This window comes from Trichocoleus sp. ST-U1 (genome assembly GCF_039961835.1).
Lineage (GTDB): Bacteria > Cyanobacteriota > Cyanobacteriia > Cyanobacteriales > FACHB-T130 > FACHB-T130.
The window spans coordinates 89172-109272 of record NZ_JAMPJZ010000010.1 but is presented as its reverse complement, the minus strand read 5'-3'; the positions used below and the strand labels follow the sequence as shown (position 1 = coordinate 109272).

General features: G+C 46.5%; 14 protein-coding genes and 2 pseudogenes. 5 read left to right on the top strand and 11 right to left on the bottom strand.

Annotation, left to right across the window (positions count from 1 at the left end; translation table 11 throughout):
• Positions 1-114: pseudogene (locus tag NDA06_RS06390) on the top strand (30S ribosomal protein S5 alanine N-acetyltransferase); the annotation flags it as partial.
• A 111-nt stretch (positions 115-225) separates the two neighbouring features.
• On the opposite strand, the gene alr reads toward NDA06_RS06390, so the two are convergent.
• Positions 226-1464 (bottom strand): alanine racemase, encoded by a 1239-nt coding sequence (gene alr, locus NDA06_RS06385; RefSeq protein ID WP_190984482.1) that lies wholly within the window; start codon positions 1462-1464, stop codon positions 226-228.
• 486 nt (positions 1465-1950) lie between these two features.
• Here alr and NDA06_RS06380 point away from each other — a divergent pair, with 486 nt between their 5' ends.
• Positions 1951-5958 carry a PAS domain S-box protein gene (locus tag NDA06_RS06380; protein WP_190984483.1) on the top strand — a complete coding sequence of 1336 codons (4008 nt, stop codon included), beginning with the start codon at positions 1951-1953 and terminating at the stop codon, positions 5956-5958.
• 349 nt (positions 5959-6307) lie between these two features.
• Here the strand turns inward: NDA06_RS06380 and uvrA are convergent, their stop codons facing one another.
• The 3 genes and pseudogenes from uvrA to NDA06_RS06365 all read right to left on the bottom strand — a co-directional run bounded on the left by uvrA (position 6308) and on the right by NDA06_RS06365 (position 11864).
• Positions 6308-9310, bottom strand: coding sequence for an excinuclease ABC subunit UvrA (gene uvrA / locus NDA06_RS06375; RefSeq protein ID WP_190984484.1), 3003 nt, complete (start codon positions 9308-9310; stop codon positions 6308-6310).
• Positions 9311-9418: 108 nt separating this feature from the next.
• A pseudogene (locus tag NDA06_RS06370) lies at positions 9419-9547 on the bottom strand (Uma2 family endonuclease); the annotation flags it as partial.
• A gap of 43 nt (positions 9548-9590) precedes the next feature.
• Positions 9591-11864 carry a glycosyltransferase gene (locus tag NDA06_RS06365; RefSeq protein WP_190533244.1) on the bottom strand — a complete coding sequence of 758 codons (2274 nt, stop codon included), beginning with the start codon at positions 11862-11864 and terminating at the stop codon, positions 9591-9593.
• Between the two features lie 226 nt (positions 11865-12090).
• Here NDA06_RS06365 and NDA06_RS06360 point away from each other — a divergent pair, with 226 nt between their 5' ends.
• Together NDA06_RS06360 and NDA06_RS06355 are read left to right on the top strand one after the other, a co-directional pair.
• Entirely contained in the window at positions 12091-12522 is a 432-nt protein-coding gene (locus NDA06_RS06360) for a DM13 domain-containing protein (protein WP_190533242.1), read from the top strand.
• Between the two features lie 25 nt (positions 12523-12547).
• Complete coding sequence (locus tag NDA06_RS06355; protein ID WP_190984485.1) at positions 12548-13273, top strand: DUF4079 domain-containing protein; 726 nt, start codon at positions 12548-12550, stop codon at positions 13271-13273.
• Positions 13274-13416: 143 nt separating this feature from the next.
• Here NDA06_RS06355 and NDA06_RS06350 read toward each other — a convergent pair whose 3' ends face one another.
• The 3 genes from NDA06_RS06350 to NDA06_RS06340 all read right to left on the bottom strand — a co-directional run bounded on the left by NDA06_RS06350 (position 13417) and on the right by NDA06_RS06340 (position 16228).
• Positions 13417-13908, bottom strand: a complete 492-nt coding sequence (locus NDA06_RS06350; protein WP_190434569.1) for a hypothetical protein — start codon at positions 13906-13908, stop codon at positions 13417-13419.
• A 204-nt stretch (positions 13909-14112) separates the two neighbouring features.
• A complete protein-coding gene (locus NDA06_RS06345; protein ID WP_190984486.1) occupies positions 14113-14760 on the bottom strand; it encodes an HAD family hydrolase in 648 nt (215 codons plus the stop codon).
• Between the two features lie 274 nt (positions 14761-15034).
• The gene (locus tag NDA06_RS06340; RefSeq protein ID WP_190529870.1) at positions 15035-16228 is read right to left on the bottom strand and encodes an NAD(P)/FAD-dependent oxidoreductase; all 1194 of its coding nucleotides are present in this window, start codon (positions 16226-16228) and stop codon (positions 15035-15037) included.
• 212 nt (positions 16229-16440) lie between these two features.
• Between NDA06_RS06340 and NDA06_RS06335 the strand changes: the two genes are divergently transcribed.
• Complete coding sequence (locus tag NDA06_RS06335; RefSeq protein ID WP_190984487.1) at positions 16441-17358, top strand: phytanoyl-CoA dioxygenase family protein; 918 nt, start codon at positions 16441-16443, stop codon at positions 17356-17358.
• Positions 17359-17371: 13 nt separating this feature from the next.
• On the opposite strand, the gene NDA06_RS06330 is transcribed toward NDA06_RS06335, so the two are convergent.
• From NDA06_RS06330 to rpsP, 4 genes are all read right to left on the bottom strand, one after another.
• Complete coding sequence (locus tag NDA06_RS06330; protein WP_190984488.1) at positions 17372-17746, bottom strand: hypothetical protein; 375 nt, start codon at positions 17744-17746, stop codon at positions 17372-17374.
• Positions 17747-17939: 193 nt separating this feature from the next.
• Positions 17940-18896 carry a PhoH family protein gene (locus tag NDA06_RS06325; RefSeq protein ID WP_190984489.1) on the bottom strand — a complete coding sequence of 319 codons (957 nt, stop codon included), beginning with the start codon at positions 18894-18896 and terminating at the stop codon, positions 17940-17942.
• A 476-nt stretch (positions 18897-19372) separates the two neighbouring features.
• Positions 19373-19822: a KH domain-containing protein gene (locus NDA06_RS06320; protein ID WP_190984490.1), complete on the bottom strand. Its 450-nt coding sequence runs from the start codon at positions 19820-19822 to the stop codon at positions 19373-19375.
• The gene (gene rpsP / locus NDA06_RS06315; RefSeq protein ID WP_190413229.1) at positions 19785-20045 is read right to left on the bottom strand and encodes a 30S ribosomal protein S16; all 261 of its coding nucleotides are present in this window, start codon (positions 20043-20045) and stop codon (positions 19785-19787) included. Before rpsP ends, NDA06_RS06320 begins: the two co-directional genes overlap by 38 nt.
• Positions 20046-20101 lie beyond the last annotated feature (56 nt).

Below are 20101 nucleotides of genomic sequence, written 5' to 3'. Positions count from 1 at the left end.
AAGAAATTAGAATTTGTTGTTGAAGGATATGCTAAAGAATATTTATTTATTCAAGGTGAATGGCAAGACCATATCTTGACCAGCTTAACGAATAAAAATTGGCAGAGGAAATGAATTTTTGTCTGCCACTATTCTTATTGTCGGCTATTCTTATTCTCGGTAGGGGTACGGCACTGCCGTACCCCGGCATCTAGAAGCAAAGACTTGCAAGTATTTCAACTTGCGTCAAGACGATGTAGCCTGTTCTGATTCCAGGGGTTGACCGACTGCTACGCGAGGGAGGCGATGCTTGAAGCCGCAGAGAATTTCCCAGGAAATCGTGCCTAAAGTCGCCGCCCAGTCATCCGCAGAAATTTCGGCGTTTCCTTCTTGCCCCAGCAGAGTGACGACTTCGCCAGTTTGTAAATCGGGGATGGCGCTGACATCCAGCATTAGCTGATCCATTGTAATCGCGCCGATTTGCGGTACCGGCTGACCTCGAAGCAAAACTTGCATTTTGTTGGAGAGATTGCGGGGAACCCCGTCGGCGTAGCCAATGGCGATCGCGGCGAGGCGCATATCCCGGCTAGCGACAAACTGATGCCCGTAGCTGACTCCCGTACCTGCTGAAATATTTTTTACTTGCGTTACCCGTGCTTTTACTTTCATGACGGGTTTGAGGTCGATGACAGACTTTAGATGGGGCGCGGGGTAAAGACCGTAGGTTGCTAAACCCACTCGCACCATGTCGTAGTGTAGGCTTGGGTCGCTTAAAGCGGCAGCTGAGTTGGCGAGGTGCAGACGGGGAGGCGTCATTCCTGTAGTTTTGATAAGAGCGATCGCTTCCTCAAATCTGTCTTGTTGCTGTCTCATTCCCGTGGGATCTGGACTGTCAGCCGTTGCTAGATGAGAATAAATACTGGCAATTTTGAGATGGGGCAATCGCTGCACCAAGGAGACAAACTCCGCTGCTTGCTGCCAGGGAGTGCCTAGGCGAGACATCCCGGTATCTAATTTTACATGAACCGCTAAAGAACGATTTAAAGTGCCTAATGTCTCGGAAAAGACTAAAGCTTGCTGAGGCGTACAGAGCGTCGGCTGCAAATTCCAGTGAGCGATCGCTTGCACTTGCTCGGTCGTATTACTGGCACCTAAAATCAAAATCGGTGCCTGAATCCCCGCTTCCCGCAGTTGAATTCCCTCTGGAATCGTGGCAACACCTAGCCAACTTGCACCGGATTGGCAAGCAATCTCGGCAACGGTAATCGCACCATGACCATAAGCATCCGCCTTCACCACCGCCATTAGTGCCGTTTTTGGGGAGAGAAAACGCCTCAGCTGCCGCACATTATGAGCTAAAGCGGCTAAATCAATTTCTACCCAAGCCCGTTCCTTGAGCGCTGTAAAATTTTCTCGCTGTATTTGGGAAAGATTAGGGTACCCAGAGGAAGGCATCCCGACAGGAGTCGGCTCCCAGCTTAGCATTAGACTCACTCCTCACTCACTCACACCTGTTAGTTTAGGACTTACGCCTTCAAGCCATTACTACACTATTGGTATATCTAGCTTTAGCGTTCATCGATTCCGTCTAGAGAAAACTCTAGGGGAAGTCCTACAGTTAACAACTTAGAGTGAGCGATCGCGTCCGGATCGTCAAGTAGTTTCTCGTTGTTATTGATTAGAGACTGTAGCTGTCGTTCTGAACGTAGCTAGGATGTTGGCATTCACCCCTAACCTTCCTCCTGTTGGGTTTCGGGGTTTTCGCCATCCAGGGTGCTTCTCGAACACAGCTTGTTGACGCAGTATTTAGCGATCCCGCTTTTCGTCAAACGTCTGGAGGTAGATTTTGGCAGAAATCGTATCGAATGCCGAGTTTACGAGGAACAATAAAGGAGATAATTTGACTTCCCCTCTCAACACTTAGCTCGGACGGGTCAACCCGCCTTTACAGGACGGACTCAGCACTAAAGCATGAGACTGCGAACGAAGACACTAATGGTCATTGGCGCGACACTCGTCGGTCTGGTAGGGGTGCTATATGCTACCTCTTCCATCGTTTTGTTGCGGAGCCTCAAGCACGCTGAGGATCAAAATACCCGTCAGATGGTTAAGGCAGTTCTGAATGTTTTTGCCCAAACTGGCGATGACTTTAGTTCTAGATTTCGCGATTGGTCATCGTGGGATGACACCTATAACTTTATTAACAAACCAAACCAAGCTTATCGGGAGTCGAATCTAAATCCAGAATCGCTCTACAACTTGCAGATCAACTTGGTGCTGTTTATCAATAACAGGGGTGAAATTGTCTTTGGGACTGGGTTCGATCTAAAAAATCAGAAAAAAACACCGATTCCACCGGCCCTCAAACAACACCTGGCTCTCAACGACCGGCTTTTAGAGCGTCCCCATTCTAATCGCATCCTGTCAGGAATCATTCTGCTTCCGGAAGGGCCAATGCTGATTAGTTCGCAGCCGATTTTGCCTTCAAATGGCAAAGGTTCTATCCGAGGAACTTTGATCTTCGGGCGCTATATAGACAATCGGACGATCGAGAAGTTGGCAAGAATCAACCGTTTGCCCGTGATGATGTACGGGATGAACGATCCTCAAATGCCTGCGGACTTTCAAGCCGTGCGTTCTGCTTTGTCAGAACAACGCCCAATTCTGGTGCGATCGCGCAATGAAGACACGATTTCTGGATACGCCCGGATTAAAGACATTTATGGCAAACCGGCTTTGCTGTTGCGGGTGGATGTCCCCAGAGAAATCTACAGGCAAGGAAAGATTCGCCTAGGCTATCTCATCTTGTGTCTGCTAGTAGTAGGACTGGTATTTGGTGGAGTAACGCTGCTGTTGATAGAGCGATTGGTGCTGTCTCGGTTGGCAGCTTTGAGTGGGGAAGTTCGGAAAATTGGCGCGAGTAGCGATCTTTCGCTGCGGGTATCGACGCCCGGAAAGGATGAATTGTCCAGCTTGGCACTGACGATTAATGGGATGCTAGAAGCGTTGGAAAAATCTGGACGCGATCGCATTGAAAGCGAAGAACGTCACCGCGCCGTGGTTGAGCAAGCGTCGGAAGGGATTGTCTTAATTGATGCTCGCTCTTCTCAAATTCTGGAAGCCAATACTGCCTTTAATCGCTTGCTCGGTTACAGCCATGAAGAAATTCTACAGCTGACCCTTTACGATCTCATTCCCCACACCCAAGACAGCGCTGACTTAAATATCAACCAAATCCTAGCTGATAAACAGCACTACCTAGGCGAACGACGCTACCGGCGTAAAGATGGAACGCTGGTGGATGTGGAAGTGAGTGCCAACTCGATTTCCTATGGTGGCAGAGAGGTCGTGTGTGGCGTGGTTCGAGATATTAGCGATCGCAAACAAGCCCAAGAAGAAATCCGTTTGTTGCAGACGACGACGCAAGCGATCGCGGATGCCTCAGATTTTCACTCAGCTTTGCAAGTCACGCTGGGCAAGGTTTGCGAGACAATCGGCTGGAGTTTTGGGGAAGCTTGGATTCCCCACCCAACGGGTGACTTTCTTGAATGCAGTCGGGGTTGGTATGGCGGTAAGGAGAAAGTATCCCCCGCCTTGAAGAAATTCAGACACTTCAGCCAGAAGCTCACTTTTGCATCCTGGAACGGATTGCCGGGACGAGTTTGGTCATCGCAGCAGCCAGAGTGGATTGATGATGTTTCAATTCAGCCACCAGCCGTTTTTGATCGTGTCGCAATTGCACGAGAAAGCGGATTGAAAGCAAGTTTCGCCATTCCGATTATTGCGGCAACGTTTTGGGAATCGTCCCCCCTGCCGATTCAGGACGGGCAAAGCGCTGGGGTGCCCCTACAGCAGCCACAAGTGCTAGCTGTTCTGGTTTTCTTCAGCTTCGATAGCCAGGAAGAAGACCGGCAGATGGTGGAGCTAGTATCGGGCGTTGCCGCTCAGCTGGGTTCCGTCATTCAGCGCAAGCAGACGGAAGCCGCACTCCAAGAAAGCGAGACTCGGCTTTGCAGACAGCAGCGGGCGCTGATGGAACTGGCTACGTGTCAGGCTTTATACACGGGCGATTTGAGCGCGGCTTGGCAGGAGATTACCGAGACAGCCACAAACACGCTGGGCGTCGCACGAGCGAGTATCTGGCTTTATCAACAAGAAATCGTTGAGACTCAGGAACCGGCTTCTACCACATCCCAACCCAATCCAAAATTGCTCTGTGTTGACTTGTACGAAGTCACTCAGGAGCGGCATAGCTGGGGCATGGAGCTGTACCGAGTAGACTATCCGGGCTATTTCCAAGCACTAGAAGAGGAACGCGCGATCGCGGCTTCTGATGCCCATACCGATCCTCGGACGAAGGAGTTTTCCGCGGCTTATTTAGCTCCTTTAGGCATTGCTTCGATGTTGGATGTCCCGATTCGGGTAGGTGGACGGACGATGGGGGTGCTTTGTCTGGAACACATGAGTACGCAAAGGCAGTGGGCGTTGGAGGATCAGAACTTTGCGACTTATTTAGCGTATATGGCTGCTTTGGCAATGGAAGCGAGCGATCGCAAACAAGCAGAAACCGCCCTCGCTAACAGTGAAGCGAAATTTCGCTCGCTGATTCTCAACAGTTCGGATCTGATCGCCATTTATGACGCAGATGGCATTACCCGCTATCAAAGTCCTTCGATTGTGAGTATTTTGGGCTACCAACCAGAGGAATTGACCGGGGTACACACCTTGGGCATGATTCACCCAGAGGATCGTCGCCGCGTTTTAGAAGTTTTCCATGAGGGGCTTAACAACCCTCAGAGTGTTTTTTCCATCGAATATCGTTTTCCCCGAAAAGACGGCTCCTGGTGTTTTCTAGAATCAACTGGGAGCAATTTGCTAGCCGATCCCTTCGTGGCAGGCATCGTGGTTAATTCCCGCGACATTACCGAGCGCAAGCAAGTGGAAGGCGCACTTCGGCAAGCCGAAGAACGATATCGCAGCATCTTTGAAAACGCAGTTGAAGGCATTTTTCAAACGACACCGGATGGACGCTTCATCAGTGCGAATCCTGCCCTCGCACGCCTTTATGGCTACTCGTCCCCGGAGGAATTAATCGCCAATGTGACGAGCGTTGAGCGGCAACTTTATGTTGACCCAAACCGACGAACGGAATTTATTGCTGCCATGCAAAAGTATGATTCTGTATCTCGGTTTGAGTCTCAAATTTACCGCCAGGACGGCAGCACTATCTGGATTTTGGAAACCGCCCGCACGGTAAAGAATTCTCAAGGGAGAATCCTTTACTACGAAGGCACTGTCCAAGATATTACCAATCGCAAGGTCGCAGAAGAAGCACTGCGCTATCAACAGGAACAATCGGAACTGCTGCTGCTCAACATCTTACCTGCCCCGATTGCCGAGCGATTAAAACTTCAGGAAAGCACAATTGCCGATAGCTTTGCCGAAGTTACCGTTTTGTTTGCTGATATTGTTGGCTTTACCCAACTTTCTGCCGATACATCACCCACCGAACTTGTCGAATTACTCAACAAGATATTTTCTGCGTTCGATCGATTGTCCGAACTGCATGGTTTGGAGAAAATAAAGACAATTGGGGATGCCTATATGGTTGTCGGCGGTTTGCCAATGCCCCGCAACGATCATGCCCAGGCGATAGCTGACATGGCGCTGGATATGCAAGATGCGATCGCGCTATTTAACCTCAAAAATGCGAAAAATTTTCAGATTCGAGTCGGCATTAGTACGGGACCCGTCGTTGCTGGCGTCATTGGTATCAAAAAGTTTATCTATGATTTGTGGGGCGATACGGTAAATACAGCTTCTCGGATGGAATCTCACGGTCTGGCGGGTCGAATTCAAGTCACTGCCACTACCTATGAGTTATTACGAGACGAATATGTTTTTGAGGAACGGGGTCTTATCCATGTCAAAGGCAAAGGTGAGATGACAACTTATCTTCTAATTGCCAGAAAAACTTGACTTACTTTGCTTTCAATATTGCAGTTTTCGGTTGGGTGCGGTACACCTGTAGGGGTATGGCAATCAAAAGCCCCTACCGAATGTTAGCGAAATGTTAGCGAGTAGGTTGGGTTAAACGACAGTGAAACCCAACCATTGTTTATGTGTTTTGGGTTGAGGAAAAAAACAACCAACGCAAGTTTTAGATTTTCAGCTATCAAAGCCCATTCCTGAATTCCTTTAGTTACTTCCTTAAGAAAATTCACCTTTTTCCAGACAGGCATCTGGCGAAAAGTCAGCATTAAAAATCTGTCAATTTCTAAACTGGTATTGCGCGATTGCGGTTGTTAGGTTGACAAATTAAAAGTTGTCATTTTGGGGGATGCTGCTGCAACACTTGTTTCAAATATTGCCCGGTATAAGACCTCGGATTGTCCGCCACTTTTTCTGGAGTTCCCATCGCAATTAACTCTCCACCTTTATTTCCCCCTTCCGGTCCCAAATCGATAACCCAATCGGCGCAACGAATGACATCTAAATTGTGTTCGATGACTAAAATTGAATTGCCTTTATCTACCAATCTCTGTAACACATCTAGCAACTTGTGGACATCATAAAAAGATAAACCCGTTGTCGGTTCATCGATTAAATAAAGCGTCTTCCCAGTAGCACGACGAGAGAGTTCCGAGGCTAACTTCACTCGTTGCGCTTCACCACCAGAGAGAGTGGGTGCAGTTTGTCCTAAACGGATATAACCGAGTCCCACATCTACCAAAGTTTGCAACCGTGTTGATGCTTTAGGGATATTTATAAAAAATTCCAAAGCTTCTTCTACGGTCATGTTGAGAACATCAGAAATCGACTTGTTTTTGTACTTTACCTGTAAAGTTTCTCGGTTGTAGCGATCGCCTTTACAAACTTCGCACTGTACGTAGACATCTGGCAGGAAATTCATCTCAATCACATTCACGCCTTGTCCGCCACAAGCTTCGCAGCGTCCACCTTTAACATTGAAAGAAAATTGCCCCGGTTTGTACCCTCTTGCTTTTGCTTCTATCGTTTGTGAAAATACATCTCGAATCGCATCAAATATACCTGTATAGGTAGCTGGATTAGAACGAGGGGTGCGTCCAATTGGAGATTGATCGATGACAATTGCTTTATCAATTGCGTTCAATCCCTTGATGGCTTCCAAATGTTTCGGGAAGGGAACTTTGCGGGTGAGGTGGTGTTGTAAGGCTGGGTAAAGTAATTCGTTAATTAGAGTAGATTTGCCGGAACCAGAAACGCCGGTGATGCAGACAAGTTTACCCAGTGGAATTTCGACATCTATATTTTGTAAGTTGTTGCGGTAGGCATTTTTGAGAATTAGCGATCGCCCATTTCCCTCTCTCCTCTGTGCAGGGGTTTCAATTACCTGCCGTCCCGACAAATAAGCACCTGTTAGAGAATCTTCTGCTGCTAACAAGGTCTCCAAGTCACCTTGAGAAACAATTCTTCCGCCATGAACGCCCGCACTAGGACCAATATCAACAATGTGGTCAGCCGCACGAATCGTTTCTTCATCATGCTCGACCACAATTAATGTATTGCCCAAGTCGCGGAGTTTAATTAAAGTTTGCAGCAAGCGCCCATTATCCCGCTGATGCAGCCCGATACTCGGTTCATCTAACACGTAAAGGACGCCGGTTAAACCCGAACCAATTTGGGTGGCGAGGCGAATTCGTTGCGCTTCCCCGCCCGAAAGTGTCATTGCCGGACGGTCAAGCGTCAGATAATCTAAGCCAACATCGAGGAGAAATTGCAGCCTAGCTTTAATTTCTCTAAGTACCAAATCGCCTATTTGAAACTGGCGATCGCTCAATTTTAAATTATTAATTCGTTCTCGGCTTTCCCCAATATCAACGCTTGTCAAATCGAGCATCCGATACTGTCCCAATCGCACAGCCAAGGCTTCCGGTTTCAATCGCTTCCCGGCGCACACTTCACACGGCTGCTCGACGAGATATTGCTCCATTTTTTGTTTAATGAGTTCGGAACTGGTTTCATCGTATTGCTTCTGGAGGATAGCAATAACGCCTGCGTAGCGTCTAAAATCATTTCGACTTTCGTTCCAGATTGATTTGTCAGCACCATGCATAATGATGTGCTGCTGTTCTGCTGTTAGCTGATTCCAAGGTGTCTGAATTTCAAAGCCATACGCTTGTCCGACATTGTATAGAAGGGAGAGATAGTAAGAATTATCCTTTTCTGACCAAGGCGCGATCGCAGCATACACCGGCGACTCCGGAAAAGGCACCAATAACTCTGGTGAAAATGTCCGCAAACTTCCCAATCCGTGACACTGAGGGCAAGCACCATAAGGGGAGTTAAAGGAGAACAAGCGCGGAGAAAGTTCATCCATCACCGCCCCATGTTCCGGGCAAGCAAAGTTTTCTGAAAAGACTAATTCATTGGAGCTTTCTTGATAGGAATTATCAGCCTTTTGAGAAGTTTCTTGCCCAGTTTCGGTTTTTGTAGTATCTTTTGTCTCAGAATTATTTAGTGAGTCAGATTCTTTCGACTTTGATGTATCATTCAATACCTCAATGACCGCAATTCCACTGGCATGACGCAGACAAGTGCTGAGAGAATCGGTTAGACGCTCCTGAATACCGGGTTTCTTAATCAGTCGGTCAACGACAATTTCAATCGTGTGTGTATAATTTTTATCTAGTTCAATAGAATCGGACAGTTGAAACACCTCTCCATCAACTCTGACGCGAGCAAACCCTTCAGAAACCAAGCTGGAGAGCAATTTTTGATGGGTGCCCTTTTTGCCGCGCACCACAGGCGCTAAGATTTGGAAACGGGTGCCATCGGGCAGTTCCAGGATGCGATCGCACATTTCATCAATCGTCTGAGGTGCAATCGAGCGATCGCATAGGGGACAGTGGGGTTCACCCGCGCGTCCAAACAGCAACCGCAGATAGTCGTAAATCTCCGTTACCGTGCCAACCGTTGAGCGGGGGTTGTGAGATGTCGATTTTTGGTCAATCGAAATTGCAGGGCTAAGTCCCTCAATCGCATCCACATCTGGCTTATCCAACTGCCCTAAGAATTGCCGCGCGTAGGCACTCAGGGACTCCACGTAGCGCCGCTGTCCTTCTGCAAAGATGGTATCAAAGGCGAGAGAAGACTTGCCGGAACCAGAGACGCCAGTAAAGACAATTAAGCGATCGCGCGGTAGTTCCAGATCGATATTCTTCAGGTTGTGCTGCCTAGCGCCGCGAATGCGAATCGCGTTCTGGCTGTTTTGATTTACACCCGTGGAATGGTGCCCATTTGAGGACTCAGTTGGTAAAGCATCCGAAAGATTGACACGGTCAGACATGAGGGCAGAGCGAAACAGTGCTTAACGATCTTAGCGCTGGCAAGAGGCTGCGCTGGATGAGTTAGCCAATTAATCAATTTATCGCTAACCGGGCGGGTAACTCAGCGATCAACTAAGCGCTAATACATCTTCATACAAGGTTGCGATCGCGCACCTAAAATCAACACTAGCCAAGTGAACTGCTTCCCCTCCGCCGTAGGGATCGAGAACCCATCGCCCCTCAGATCGCCTTCTAAACAGTCTTTTGGGGAAATGTAGATATCGCTTTTGCGGACAGTCATTAAATTTTGGAGACAGCGATCGCTCTCACTTGTGGCTCCCTATCAAACAAAATTCGTGGGCGAAGTAAAATTTTTAAAATCAGCAACAAAGAACCAAACTCTCCAGGAGCCTCCCGGCGTTTCCATTGACCTGGGCGGCAAAATAGCATTTCTACTAGACGCCGATATTGTTTGAGGTTTAATTTCTCAAAAGCCACTTGCACCGTTGGATACTCACCTCTAAATCCTGTGTGGATAATTTTGCCTTGCAATTCTAATTTTTCTTCCATAATTTCTAATGTCACTGGCAACATTTCACTGGTATCATTCGCTAGCCCTTCGTGGGTTAAGGCAATTTGGGCACCTGCTTCCGAAATTATTGTAGTAATGCCCCAAAACTTCTGCCCAGCAACATTCAGGCGGATTACCCTTCGTAAATCAAACCATTCATAAATATCTGGTTTAGGGACATCTAATAAAATTAACAACGCAATGCCAATCATTAACAAGTTATAACCGCTCCAAATCCAACCCAACCCGATACCTTTATACACTTCAGTTGCTCCGTAAGCTTCTAGCCTTTGCCAATTACCCGTTATTATGCACATTCCTAAATTTCGCCACAAACTGACAGCACTTGCTATAAACAAAATAATCAAAGGCCATGCTAAATTCCAGTTAAAAGAAAAACGATCGCGTGATATTCCCTTAGGCGTTACCTTAAACTCTTTAGAAAAAGGCTTCAGCATTGCTTGAAGTACAGTTAGTGATAAAGGAATGCAAAGCACCAACGTGTAAATATCCGTGAGCAAAGCTGATCGAGAACGATAATTTAACCAGGAAAAAACTGAAATTTGCACGACATAGTAAGGTAAAAAGTAATATAATAATTCACCAGTCATTGCCCGAATAGGAATAACACCGAAAAACGAATAAGCCAAGGGTATAAACAGGAAATAAACCCGCGACAAACTGGTAAACCAATGTAATAATCCTTCTAAATGAGCCAGCCTTTGCAGAGGACTAAGTCCTGAAATCGTTAACGGATTTTCCTCAATAAAGAACGCTTGTAAAGTGCCTTGTGCCCACCGTAGTCGCTGAGTAGCATGAGCGGCAATATTTTCTGCGGCTAATCCAGCACTTAACTTTTCATCTAGGTAAATTAATTGGTAGCCTTGGGCAGATAAACAAATGCCGGTGAAGTAATCTTCGCTTAAGGAGTTGGTGGCAAAGCCACCCGCTGCTTCTAAAGCACTACGCCTAACAATGAAAGAAGTTCCAGAGCAAATAACACTACCAGCTGCATCCCGAATCGGTTGAATTTGTCGGTAAAACACTTCTTCTTCTGGCGTTAGGACGTGTTCTAATCCTAAATTGTAGGCAATTGGATCGGAGTTATAAAAGCTTTGGGGTGTCTGTACCAGGGCAACTGTTTCATCTTGAAAAAAACCTACAGTGCGAGTAAGAAAGTTTTTAGTCGGAATAAAGTCTGCATCAAATACAACAATTAATTCTCCACTTGTTTGAGGGAATGCATGATTTAAATTACCGGCTTTTGCATGTCTATTATCAAGTCTGGTTTTATATTCGCAGCCCAACTCCTCAGCCAATTTATGCATTTCTGGGCGTTTTGTATCATCTAGCAAATAAACTGTTTTATTGGGATAATCTAAAGCTTGGCAACCAATAATTGTGCGTTTAACAATAAATACAGCTTCATTGTAAGTAGGAATAAAAATATCAACAGTTGGCAGAAAGCTGCCATCAATCACACTTCTAGCCATTTGGTCAGCTTCACAATGTCGCTCTTTGACGTTCAGCATCAAAAAAAGCTGAATCGTACTACTACTCAACATCAACATTTCCATGAAAAATAACCCCAAACTGAAAACCCCATTCAGGGGGTCAGCAACATTCAAAGTTGAGAGCGATCTCCATACAATATATCGACCCGTTAACCCCAGCAAAATCCCCACTACAAAAAACCGAGACCAAGCATCGGTTTTTGGAGAGATTTTCCTTATTATCAAAACAATTACTAGCAAAGCAACCGTAGGAACTAGTAGGTATTCACTTTTCATGGGCGCTTGCAGCCACAGGGGTGGATTCTCTTGTAAAGTATTGAGTTCGGCAAACAGCTGACTAATTTTCCCTTCACCCGCAAACCACGCAGTAGCGATCGCAGCTGCGAAGACAACAATTCCTACCATGAGCAGCGTTGCCATCCGAAGGCGGAAAATTCGTTTTAGGACTTGACGCTTTGAGATTTTATTTTTAATGTATGAAGTCGTCATCGCTGTAATTTCCTAATTCAAAGTTGTTTGATAATCAGTTAATTTTAGGTTTCATTGAAATTAATAGTAATATACTAATTTTCAATTAAACACAAATTAAAAAAATATTAGATAATACGTAATATCGTTTTTTATAGTAATTATAACTTTTATCTATACTCTAAAGTTTTACTTAATTAATAGGGGTTAATAAGACTGTTTAAACACCAAATAATCTTAGTAATCATTGAAGCTAAAAGGTAATACAATAGAAGCCAATTTTAATCAGCCAAATGTTCAGCCTGCACCATTAACTGGCTCATCTGCTACATCGGTAGCACAGACGCCTACAAAATCTGGGACTTTTCAGGGATCAGAACATCATACCCAAGGAACTGTGCGCTTGGTGACAGAAAATGGAAAACGCTATCTGGAGTTAGATCGAGCTTTCAAAACTGACAATGGCCTGGATTTATTCGTCATTCTGTATCGTTCTGAAAAACCTCCAACAAATGGCATTAAAGAGAAAGATTATGTAAGTATCGGTCGCTTGCAAAAAATAAGTGGTGCTCAACGCTATGCTATTCCTGCTAGTGTCAATCCAGCAGAGTTTGGATCGGTGGTGATTTGGTGTCGCTTATTCAACCCTACCTTTGGCTTTGCCCCTTTCAGTAGCTAAAAAATCAACGCATACTGAGGTTGTTATGGAAATTGCAGATTTGGCGGCTTTAATTCATCCTGCGATCGCAATTGCAGTCGTCTTCCCTCTGATTGGCATTGTCGTCAACCGCGCTTGGCAGACTCGCCAACGCCGCTTACAAAATTTAGAAGGCAAAAGTAAAATTCCGCCAGTGGCTGGGCAAGAACACGTCCAATTAGGCAAATGGCTTTCTGGTGCCATTGTCGGAGTTACCCTTATCGGGCTTGCTTACCCAATTTTTGAGCATATTTTGAGCAAGCAAATCTGGAGCCAGAAACCTTTTCAAGTTGTCTTTATCGTCCTAATGTTTGCGGCTACCATTGCCTCTTTAATGTTGCTCTACAAAGCCAAACAGCGGCTCTGGCGCGGCGTTTTTGCAACCTTAACCGGCGCAGGTTTAATTATTCTCGGCTTCCAAGAAGGCGTCTATCGTCGGGACAACGAGTGGTTGGTGTCTCACTACTACATCGGCATCGCAGCGGCAATGCTGATGATTTTTTCGTTAGCAATTATTGAAGATATCTACAAAGATCGGTTAAATCGCTGGCGCACCATTCACATCATTTTGAGCTGCATTGCACTCTTAATGTTTGTAGGACAAAGCATGACTGGTACGCGAGATTTACTAGAGATTCCTTTAAGGTGGCAGAAACCTTATGTGGATTGGCTTTACATCCAGCAGTGCAACAGTCAGCCTTGCATCATCCAAGTAACACCTGCAAAAAATTAAGTGACTCAAGTTTTAATCTGGCTACAAAATTAGCGCGATCGCTCCCATCAAACTGCTTTAATGTTGGTCGATGCTCTTTCTTCCTAGTCAAATGGAACGAAGGATTTTTCTTAGATGCTTTTGTCATGTGATTTTTATGAAAACTAAGCGCTGAACAGCTTGTATAAAAACTCCTTAGATTTTTTGGCTTCAATTTTAAAAGGAATTATGCATAAAAGACAACCAAATACAAACATCCCAAGGGGCATCAAACCAGCTATGCCTATTCGACTATCTGATAGCAATGCCAATAGAAATCCTACTCCGATGCTGCCAGTCATACTCAACCAGTAGCCCATAAATATTAATACAAAAATATGCAATTTCATAGTTATATTGATTGAGCAACCAATAACTTGAGGGAAAATTTTGCCTTTGATAATTGGTAAAAATGAATTTCGGGAATGGATAATTCTAGATATTTGGAAACTATCATCATAAATTTTACCTTCATAGGGTTTATGCGATCTTGATGCCGAAGACCAAGAATTTCTAAACGTCTTAGGCGGTTCAATGACATCAGCCAATATTCTCTTGACTTCTTCTGAATCTAGATTAGTTGTAATAGTGAAATTTTCATAAGGTAGAAAAGACATCTATGACTCCTTGTTGACGAGTTACGCGATCGCTCCAAGCAAGTAGAAATGATGCAGTAGCATGGCTCGATTAGCACAGTTGCTCTTGAGTCACGATGGTGAAACTACAGGCAGTAGCACTTGAGAAAAACGATCGCTGACCGTATCGCACTATACGTGGCTTTTCGCTGCCACAACTACACTGTTACATCATGTCCCAACCCTCTACTCAGTGCGCTTTAAAAAAATGCCCTTGAGTCCCGCTGCTTTTGCTCCTTGATAGTCCTCTTTATGACTGTCGCCAATGTGCCATGCTTCATCAGGCGAACAGTTATGTTTCTCCAACGCAGCGGCAAAAATTTTTGGATCGGGTTTGGCAGCACCGATTTCCGAGGAAATGGTGACAGAGGTAAAAAATTCAATTAAATTCAGTGATTGCAAAACCGAGTAGATGCGGGAATCGAAATTTGACAATACACCCAGCTCAATCTCCATTTCCCGCCATTTTTCCAAAGCTGTAAGAACATCGGGATAAACAAACCAAGGTTCAGCAGTGGAAAAGTAGGCGTAGAGTTCGTTAAAAAAACTCGGAAAGTTAGAAAATTTGGGCAAGACGCCAACTTGTCCAAATGTAGAAAGCGCGATCGCTTTCCACCACTCAAATTCCCGATCCGGGATTTCTTGGGGTTCTGCGCTTGGAAAAACTGGCGGCGGTGCGGCTTTAAAGCTTTGGTAAAAGGCTGGATTCACCACCTCAGCAGAGACTTGGACGCCAAACCGACTGGCGATCGCGCTATACGCCTCTCCTACACTACCTCTTACACCAAACATGGTGCCCACGGCATCGAGAAAAATAACTTTGGGGCGCTTCATGCTACCTTAGCGTTCCATCTCAAGATCGCAAACCCAACAAAACCACCGGCTAGATTCATCATGTCATAAATCCTATCTCAGTATTGACGCTCCCACGGCTCTACTCCCTCAAAGCCGTGGGAGCGTCAAATCCTTCCTCAATTCCTTCCTAAACGTAAGGGCACGAGACAAAGCCTCGCGCCCCTACATGAGAATCTAAGAGATAAATATAGTGAAACTGTATAAGTGGGCATTGCCCACCTTTGACTCCAAGCCGATGACCCCTCATTCCGGATTACTTCGAGAACATTTCCAACAAAGGTTGGGCAATCCAATTGAATCCGACTTTCAACTGATGGTTGAGCGTTGGCATCCGATACAGATATGCCAGACGCCGGAAGAGATAGGCAAGGGAACCATCCAGCTTCACTCCCATGCCAGTAAAAGTGGCGTTATCCGTTCCCAAGGTCATGATTTCGCCGAAGCTCTGATAGCGGAAGGGAAGCAACGGACGTCCGGTCAGCGATGCCCAGATATTCCAGGCAGTATAATCTGATTGCTGGAAGGCAGACTGGGCAGTTGCCGGTATTTGCTGACCGTCAGCGTCGCGAGCGTCCGAAAGGTCGCCAAGGGCAAAGATTTCTGGATGGTCAACCACTTGTAGAGTCGGCGTAGTGGTAATTTGACCGCGTTGATTGTGTTTGAGTTCGAGCGATCGCACCGCCTCTGCCATTTGGGTTCCCACCGTCCACAGCACCAAATCCACTGGGATTGGGTCTACCTGTGCTTTGTACACTAGCGAGATCGTAGTCGGTGACATCGACTCCACTGCCGTGTCCAAATCAATCCACACGCCCCTTTCTTCCAAAGCTTTTCGCGCCGCTTCCCGGTTAAAATCTGGCGATGTCCGGAGAATCATATCAGCTTGTTCAATTAACCGGATGCGACCTCGTTCGCCAAGGCGATCCGCCAACTTGCAAGCCAATTCAACCCCACAATAACCCGCCCCCACAATGGCGATGCGAATCTTATCCGTTTCCGACTCTTCCAAAATTCTCAGCCGTTCTTCCAAGCGGTAGGCGTGAGCAATCGTCCGGAAAGGAAACGCATATTCAGCCGCCCCCGGCACCATATCTAGGGGCGTCTCTCCACCCAGGGCTAACACCAAGCGATCGTAGGAGAAGGCAGGGCCATCATGCAAATGTACCAGTTTTTCCTGAATATCTATTCCAGCCACAACACCCTGACAGAAGCGCACACCCGTGTTCGCTAAAATCTCTTGAAACGGTGGAGCAATTTCCCAAGTTTGCAGTTCCCCGGTGAGTAGTTCATACAGCAGCGGCGTGAACAAAAAGCGGTCATCTCGATCCACCAGGACAATTTCCGGACGTTCCGATTTTTCCCAAGGCAACTGGCTCAAGCGCAGGGCAGTGTAAAGACCGCCAAAGCCGCCACCGAGGATACAAATGCGTGTAGGTTGCTGGGTCATGGTTCTAGTGAGTGGGCGATTCAAGCGCAGGGCAACTAACTTACAGGATAGCAATACAATCCTTCAAGCAAGTGGGTTGTCCAATTATGTGATTTAATAACGTTCGTCTGAGCGCTGGCGCTGGGGCGGCAGTAGCCTCGCATCTCTCGTTCCTGGGCTGCTGCCTGATAACGAGAATAAGATGTGAGAATAGCAACTTTAAATACTGAGTGATGATCCTCTTACCTGAGAAAACCGTCCTCACTTCTTTAGGTTACGAACTCGATTGCAGCAGCGAAGCTTTTGGTTATTTAATCGATTCTTCAAATTTACTCAATCAGCCCGATGAACTGCGCCTGCGGATGCAACAGGACGGCTACTTATACCTTCCGGCACTTCTAAATTCCCAAGAAGTTTGGCAAAGTCGTCAGGAAATTGCCGAACTCTTAGCCGCAGAAGATTGTCTCAAACCCGGACACCCGATTCTAGAATGCGTGGCAAAGCCGGGATTGAAAATGCATTTTAGACCCGATTTAGCAGCCCAAAGTCAGGCAATTAAAAAACTGCTTTATTCGGGTCGAATGATGGAATTTTATCAAGTTTTTTTAGGCAGAGATGTTCGACCTTTTGATTACACCTGGTTAAGGGCAGTTGCCCCCGGTCATGGTACTTATGCCCATTGCGATATCGTATACATGGGACGGGGAACTCATGACCTTTACACAACTTGGACACCGTTGGGCGACGTATCTCTGGAGATGGGAGGGTTGATAATTTTGGAAAACTCGCATCGGCTGGAAAGGATTAAAAACGATTATGGGCGCAAGGATGTAGATAGTTATTGTTCCAACCGAAAGACTGCCCAATTGTATGCCTCTGGTGAAAAGTGGTGGAATGGGGCGTTATCAAAAAACCCAGTTTCTCTGCGAAAAAAATACGGAGGACGTTGGTTAACCGCCGATTTCAAAGCTGGAGATGTTTTGATTTTCGGTATGTTTACAATTCATGCCAGCTTAGATAACCACTCCCAGCAAATTCGGCTTTCTTCAGATAGCCGTTATCAGCTAGCTTCGGAACCCGTGGATGAAAGATGGGTGGGGAGCAACCCGGTGGGTCACTCAGCCGGAGGGAAGCGAGGTCGTATCTGCTAAGACAAAAAACATTTTATGATGCGGTTTCTGGTTTGGGTTGAAATTTAGCGATCGCTTCTATCTTCCCGACGATATTTTGGTTGAACTCTGCTAAATCCTCCGCTGGTATCCAATACTCTTGGTGTTGAGAACTCCCCACTGTCTGCACGTCATACTGCACTAGAAATTCCGTTTTCACATAAAAGCGGGTGACATAACCTACATAGCCAGAAGCTTCATCTTTCGTATTCCAATCTCTAGCAATCTGCACGGCATACGCCTCCGTTAGCACCGGATAAAAAATTGGTTGGAAGGGAAGCCGAGGTGGAAAGGCACTATAACCGCTTTGTCGGATCAAATCTAGCTCTTTTTGACCCACCGGACGAAATAGCACTGTGGTATCGTTCATTCTTTTACTTTTTTTACCTCTATCAGCTGCTGAAAAAGGCAAAATTTTCTAGTTTTATCTTTACTCTCGACGCACGCATTCGAGAACTTCTTCCCTGATTGTTTGGGTAGAGAACTGCAAGCAAATTTTCAAATAGTTTGCGAACCGACATTCTCCTGGTTAGAAAACCCGAACAGTTCTCCTCACTCATCCCTCACAACGCATCATTTTCGTATGCCGCTACAATTCGCTCAACTAACGGATTGCGGACAACATCAGTTTTAGAGAGATTGCAGAAAGCAATGCCTTCAACCCGTTGGAGAATTTTTTGGGCAACGGCTAACCCAGATTGTTGGTTGAGTGGTAAATCGGTCTGGGTAATGTCACCCGTGACAACCATGCGAGAACGAAACCCTAGGCGAGTCAGCACCATTTTCATCTGTGCTGGGGTGGTGTTCTGGGCTTCATCCACAATTACAAAGGAGTTGTTGAGGGTTCGACCCCGCATATAAGCCAGGGGAGCGACTTCAATCACCCCGCGTTCCATCAAACTGGGAATTTTATCTGTATCGATAAATTCATAGAGCGCGTCATAAAGGGGACGCAGAAACGGGTCAATTTTCTGCTGTAAGTCCCCAGGCAAAAAGCCCAATTTTTCCCCAGCTTCCACTGCTGGACGGGTGAGAATCAGTCGTTCGTACTGATCGGACAGCAGCGCCTGAACTGCCAGAACGGCTGCTAGGTAGGTTTTGCCAGTACCGGCTGGGCCAATGCAGAAGGTGAGGTCGTGGGTGCGTACTGCTTGGATATACTGCAACTGAGGAAATGTTTTAGCTCGAATTTCTTCGCCACGACGGTTTCGCGCGAGAACTTCCTCTTGCATTGCTTGCCATTCCACCTGGCGTCCCGTATCCAGGGCTTGGCAAGCCGTGCGGATATCTACTTTGGAGATCCGCTTCCCGTCTTTCCAGAAAGGTTTGAGGACGTTCACCAGATCGTTGGTGCGGTCTACTTGTTTAGGTGTCCCAGAAACCATCAGTTCTTGACCCCGCAACACTAGAACTGCGCCAGTCGTTTTTGCCAGGGTTTTGAGGTTTTCTTCGCGATCGCCTGCTAAAGCGATCGCGCTATTAGCATTTGGTAGATGTATTGTTTTAAATGCCTCGGTCATCGTAATATTATGGGCGAGTTTACAGCATTCGTCGGTGAGAGGACGGAATTAATTAGTAAAATCCGTCCCTTTGATGCGAAAAGACGCCCGATATATGACTTTCCATAACAGCTCAGGCGTCCCAATTTAATTGGCTACAGATCCTCAATGAGAGCGTAGGCGCTGACGGGAGGCTTCCGCTTTCGACGAATACTCGGCTTTTCGTACCGTTGGCAAGATTTAACCCCAGAAAATTCCGCATCGCTAGATTTTCTGGTTGATTGCATCTTCACGCCGAGTTAATCAACTTGTGTTCAACCAAACGGACTTGCAGCCACTCGCTGTTTTTTGCTTAAGTTAACCATCAACCCTAGCTTTTGGTTAGTACCAATACTAAGCTGATAGCCCCCTTTGCCAAAGATAACAGGCGATTTACTTAGGAGATATTCATAATCGGAGGCGATCCATCACCTCCTCAATGCTAACCGTCTAAAGTTTTAACGGGAGCGGAATTTGGGAGCAGATACTGGGGAAGACCGGCGGGGTGGATCTTTTTTCGCAACTTCTGGACTTCCTGACGTACTTTCAAGCGATCGCGCCGAACTCCCATAGATGTCCAGGTAGACAGATTGATTGGCAGCTTTCGCAGCCGCTTCAATCACCGTCCGAATTGCCTGAATATTACGTCCTCCCCGACCAAAAACTCTTCCCTTATCTTCGCCTTCAAAAGCCAGCCGCACCCACGCTTTAGTATTTCCCTGCGACATTTCGCAGTCCACGCTCAGCAATTTTGGTGATTCTAAAAACGGCTGCACCAAAAATCTCACCAGATCAGCATAATCCGGTAGGGAACTCCCGTGGGATGACCTTACAGGCTGGCTGGTTGAAGCTGGGGAATCCAACTCGGACTCATGCGGTAGTTGGGGCACTGACTTGTTCCAAGACATTAGCTTTTTGAAGAATCCGGCGCACCGTTGGCGTAGGCTGCGCTCCCTGTTGGAGGCGCTTGGTGAGTGCTGGCTCGTTTAGCCTGACTTCATCGGTTCTGGGGTTGTAAAAGCCCAGTTCTTCCAAAGGACGCCCATCGCGGCGGGAAGTGCTTTGCATTGCCACAATCCGGTAGCTAGCTTCCCGCTTTTTGCCGTATCTCTTTAATCGCAGTTTGATCATGTTGATGAAGAATGTTCCTGTTTGGATTTTAAGCCATCAGCTCTTTAGCGATTAGC

What these genes read in the sequence shown, in the direction of transcription:
- NDA06_RS06365 (WP_190533244.1), bottom strand. Translation starts at nt 11,864, where the DNA reads ATGACGACTTCATACATTAAAAATAAAATCTCAAAGCGTCAAGTCCTA.
- NDA06_RS06350 (WP_190434569.1), bottom strand. Translation starts at nt 13,908, where the DNA reads ATGTCTTTTCTACCTTATGAAAATTTCACTATTACAACTAATCTAGAT.
- rpsP (WP_190413229.1), bottom strand. Translation starts at nt 20,045, where the DNA reads ATGATCAAACTGCGATTAAAGAGATACGGCAAAAAGCGGGAAGCTAGC.
- NDA06_RS06325 (WP_190984489.1), bottom strand. Translation starts at nt 18,896, where the DNA reads ATGACCGAGGCATTTAAAACAATACATCTACCAAATGCTAATAGCGCG.
- NDA06_RS06330 (WP_190984488.1), bottom strand. Translation starts at nt 17,746, where the DNA reads ATGAACGATACCACAGTGCTATTTCGTCCGGTGGGTCAAAAAGAGCTA.
- NDA06_RS06320 (WP_190984490.1), bottom strand. Translation starts at nt 19,822, where the DNA reads ATGTCTTGGAACAAGTCAGTGCCCCAACTACCGCATGAGTCCGAGTTG.
- NDA06_RS06340 (WP_190529870.1), bottom strand. Translation starts at nt 16,228, where the DNA reads ATGACCCAGCAACCTACACGCATTTGTATCCTCGGTGGCGGCTTTGGC.
- uvrA (WP_190984484.1), bottom strand. Translation starts at nt 9,310, where the DNA reads ATGTCTGACCGTGTCAATCTTTCGGATGCTTTACCAACTGAGTCCTCA.
- alr (WP_190984482.1), bottom strand. Translation starts at nt 1,464, where the DNA reads ATGCTAAGCTGGGAGCCGACTCCTGTCGGGATGCCTTCCTCTGGGTAC.
- NDA06_RS06355 (WP_190984485.1), top strand. Translation starts at nt 12,548, where the DNA reads ATGGAAATTGCAGATTTGGCGGCTTTAATTCATCCTGCGATCGCAATT.
- NDA06_RS06335 (WP_190984487.1), top strand. Translation starts at nt 16,441, where the DNA reads ATGATCCTCTTACCTGAGAAAACCGTCCTCACTTCTTTAGGTTACGAA.
- NDA06_RS06345 (WP_190984486.1), bottom strand. Translation starts at nt 14,760, where the DNA reads ATGAAGCGCCCCAAAGTTATTTTTCTCGATGCCGTGGGCACCATGTTT.
- NDA06_RS06380 (WP_190984483.1), top strand. Translation starts at nt 1,951, where the DNA reads ATGAGACTGCGAACGAAGACACTAATGGTCATTGGCGCGACACTCGTC.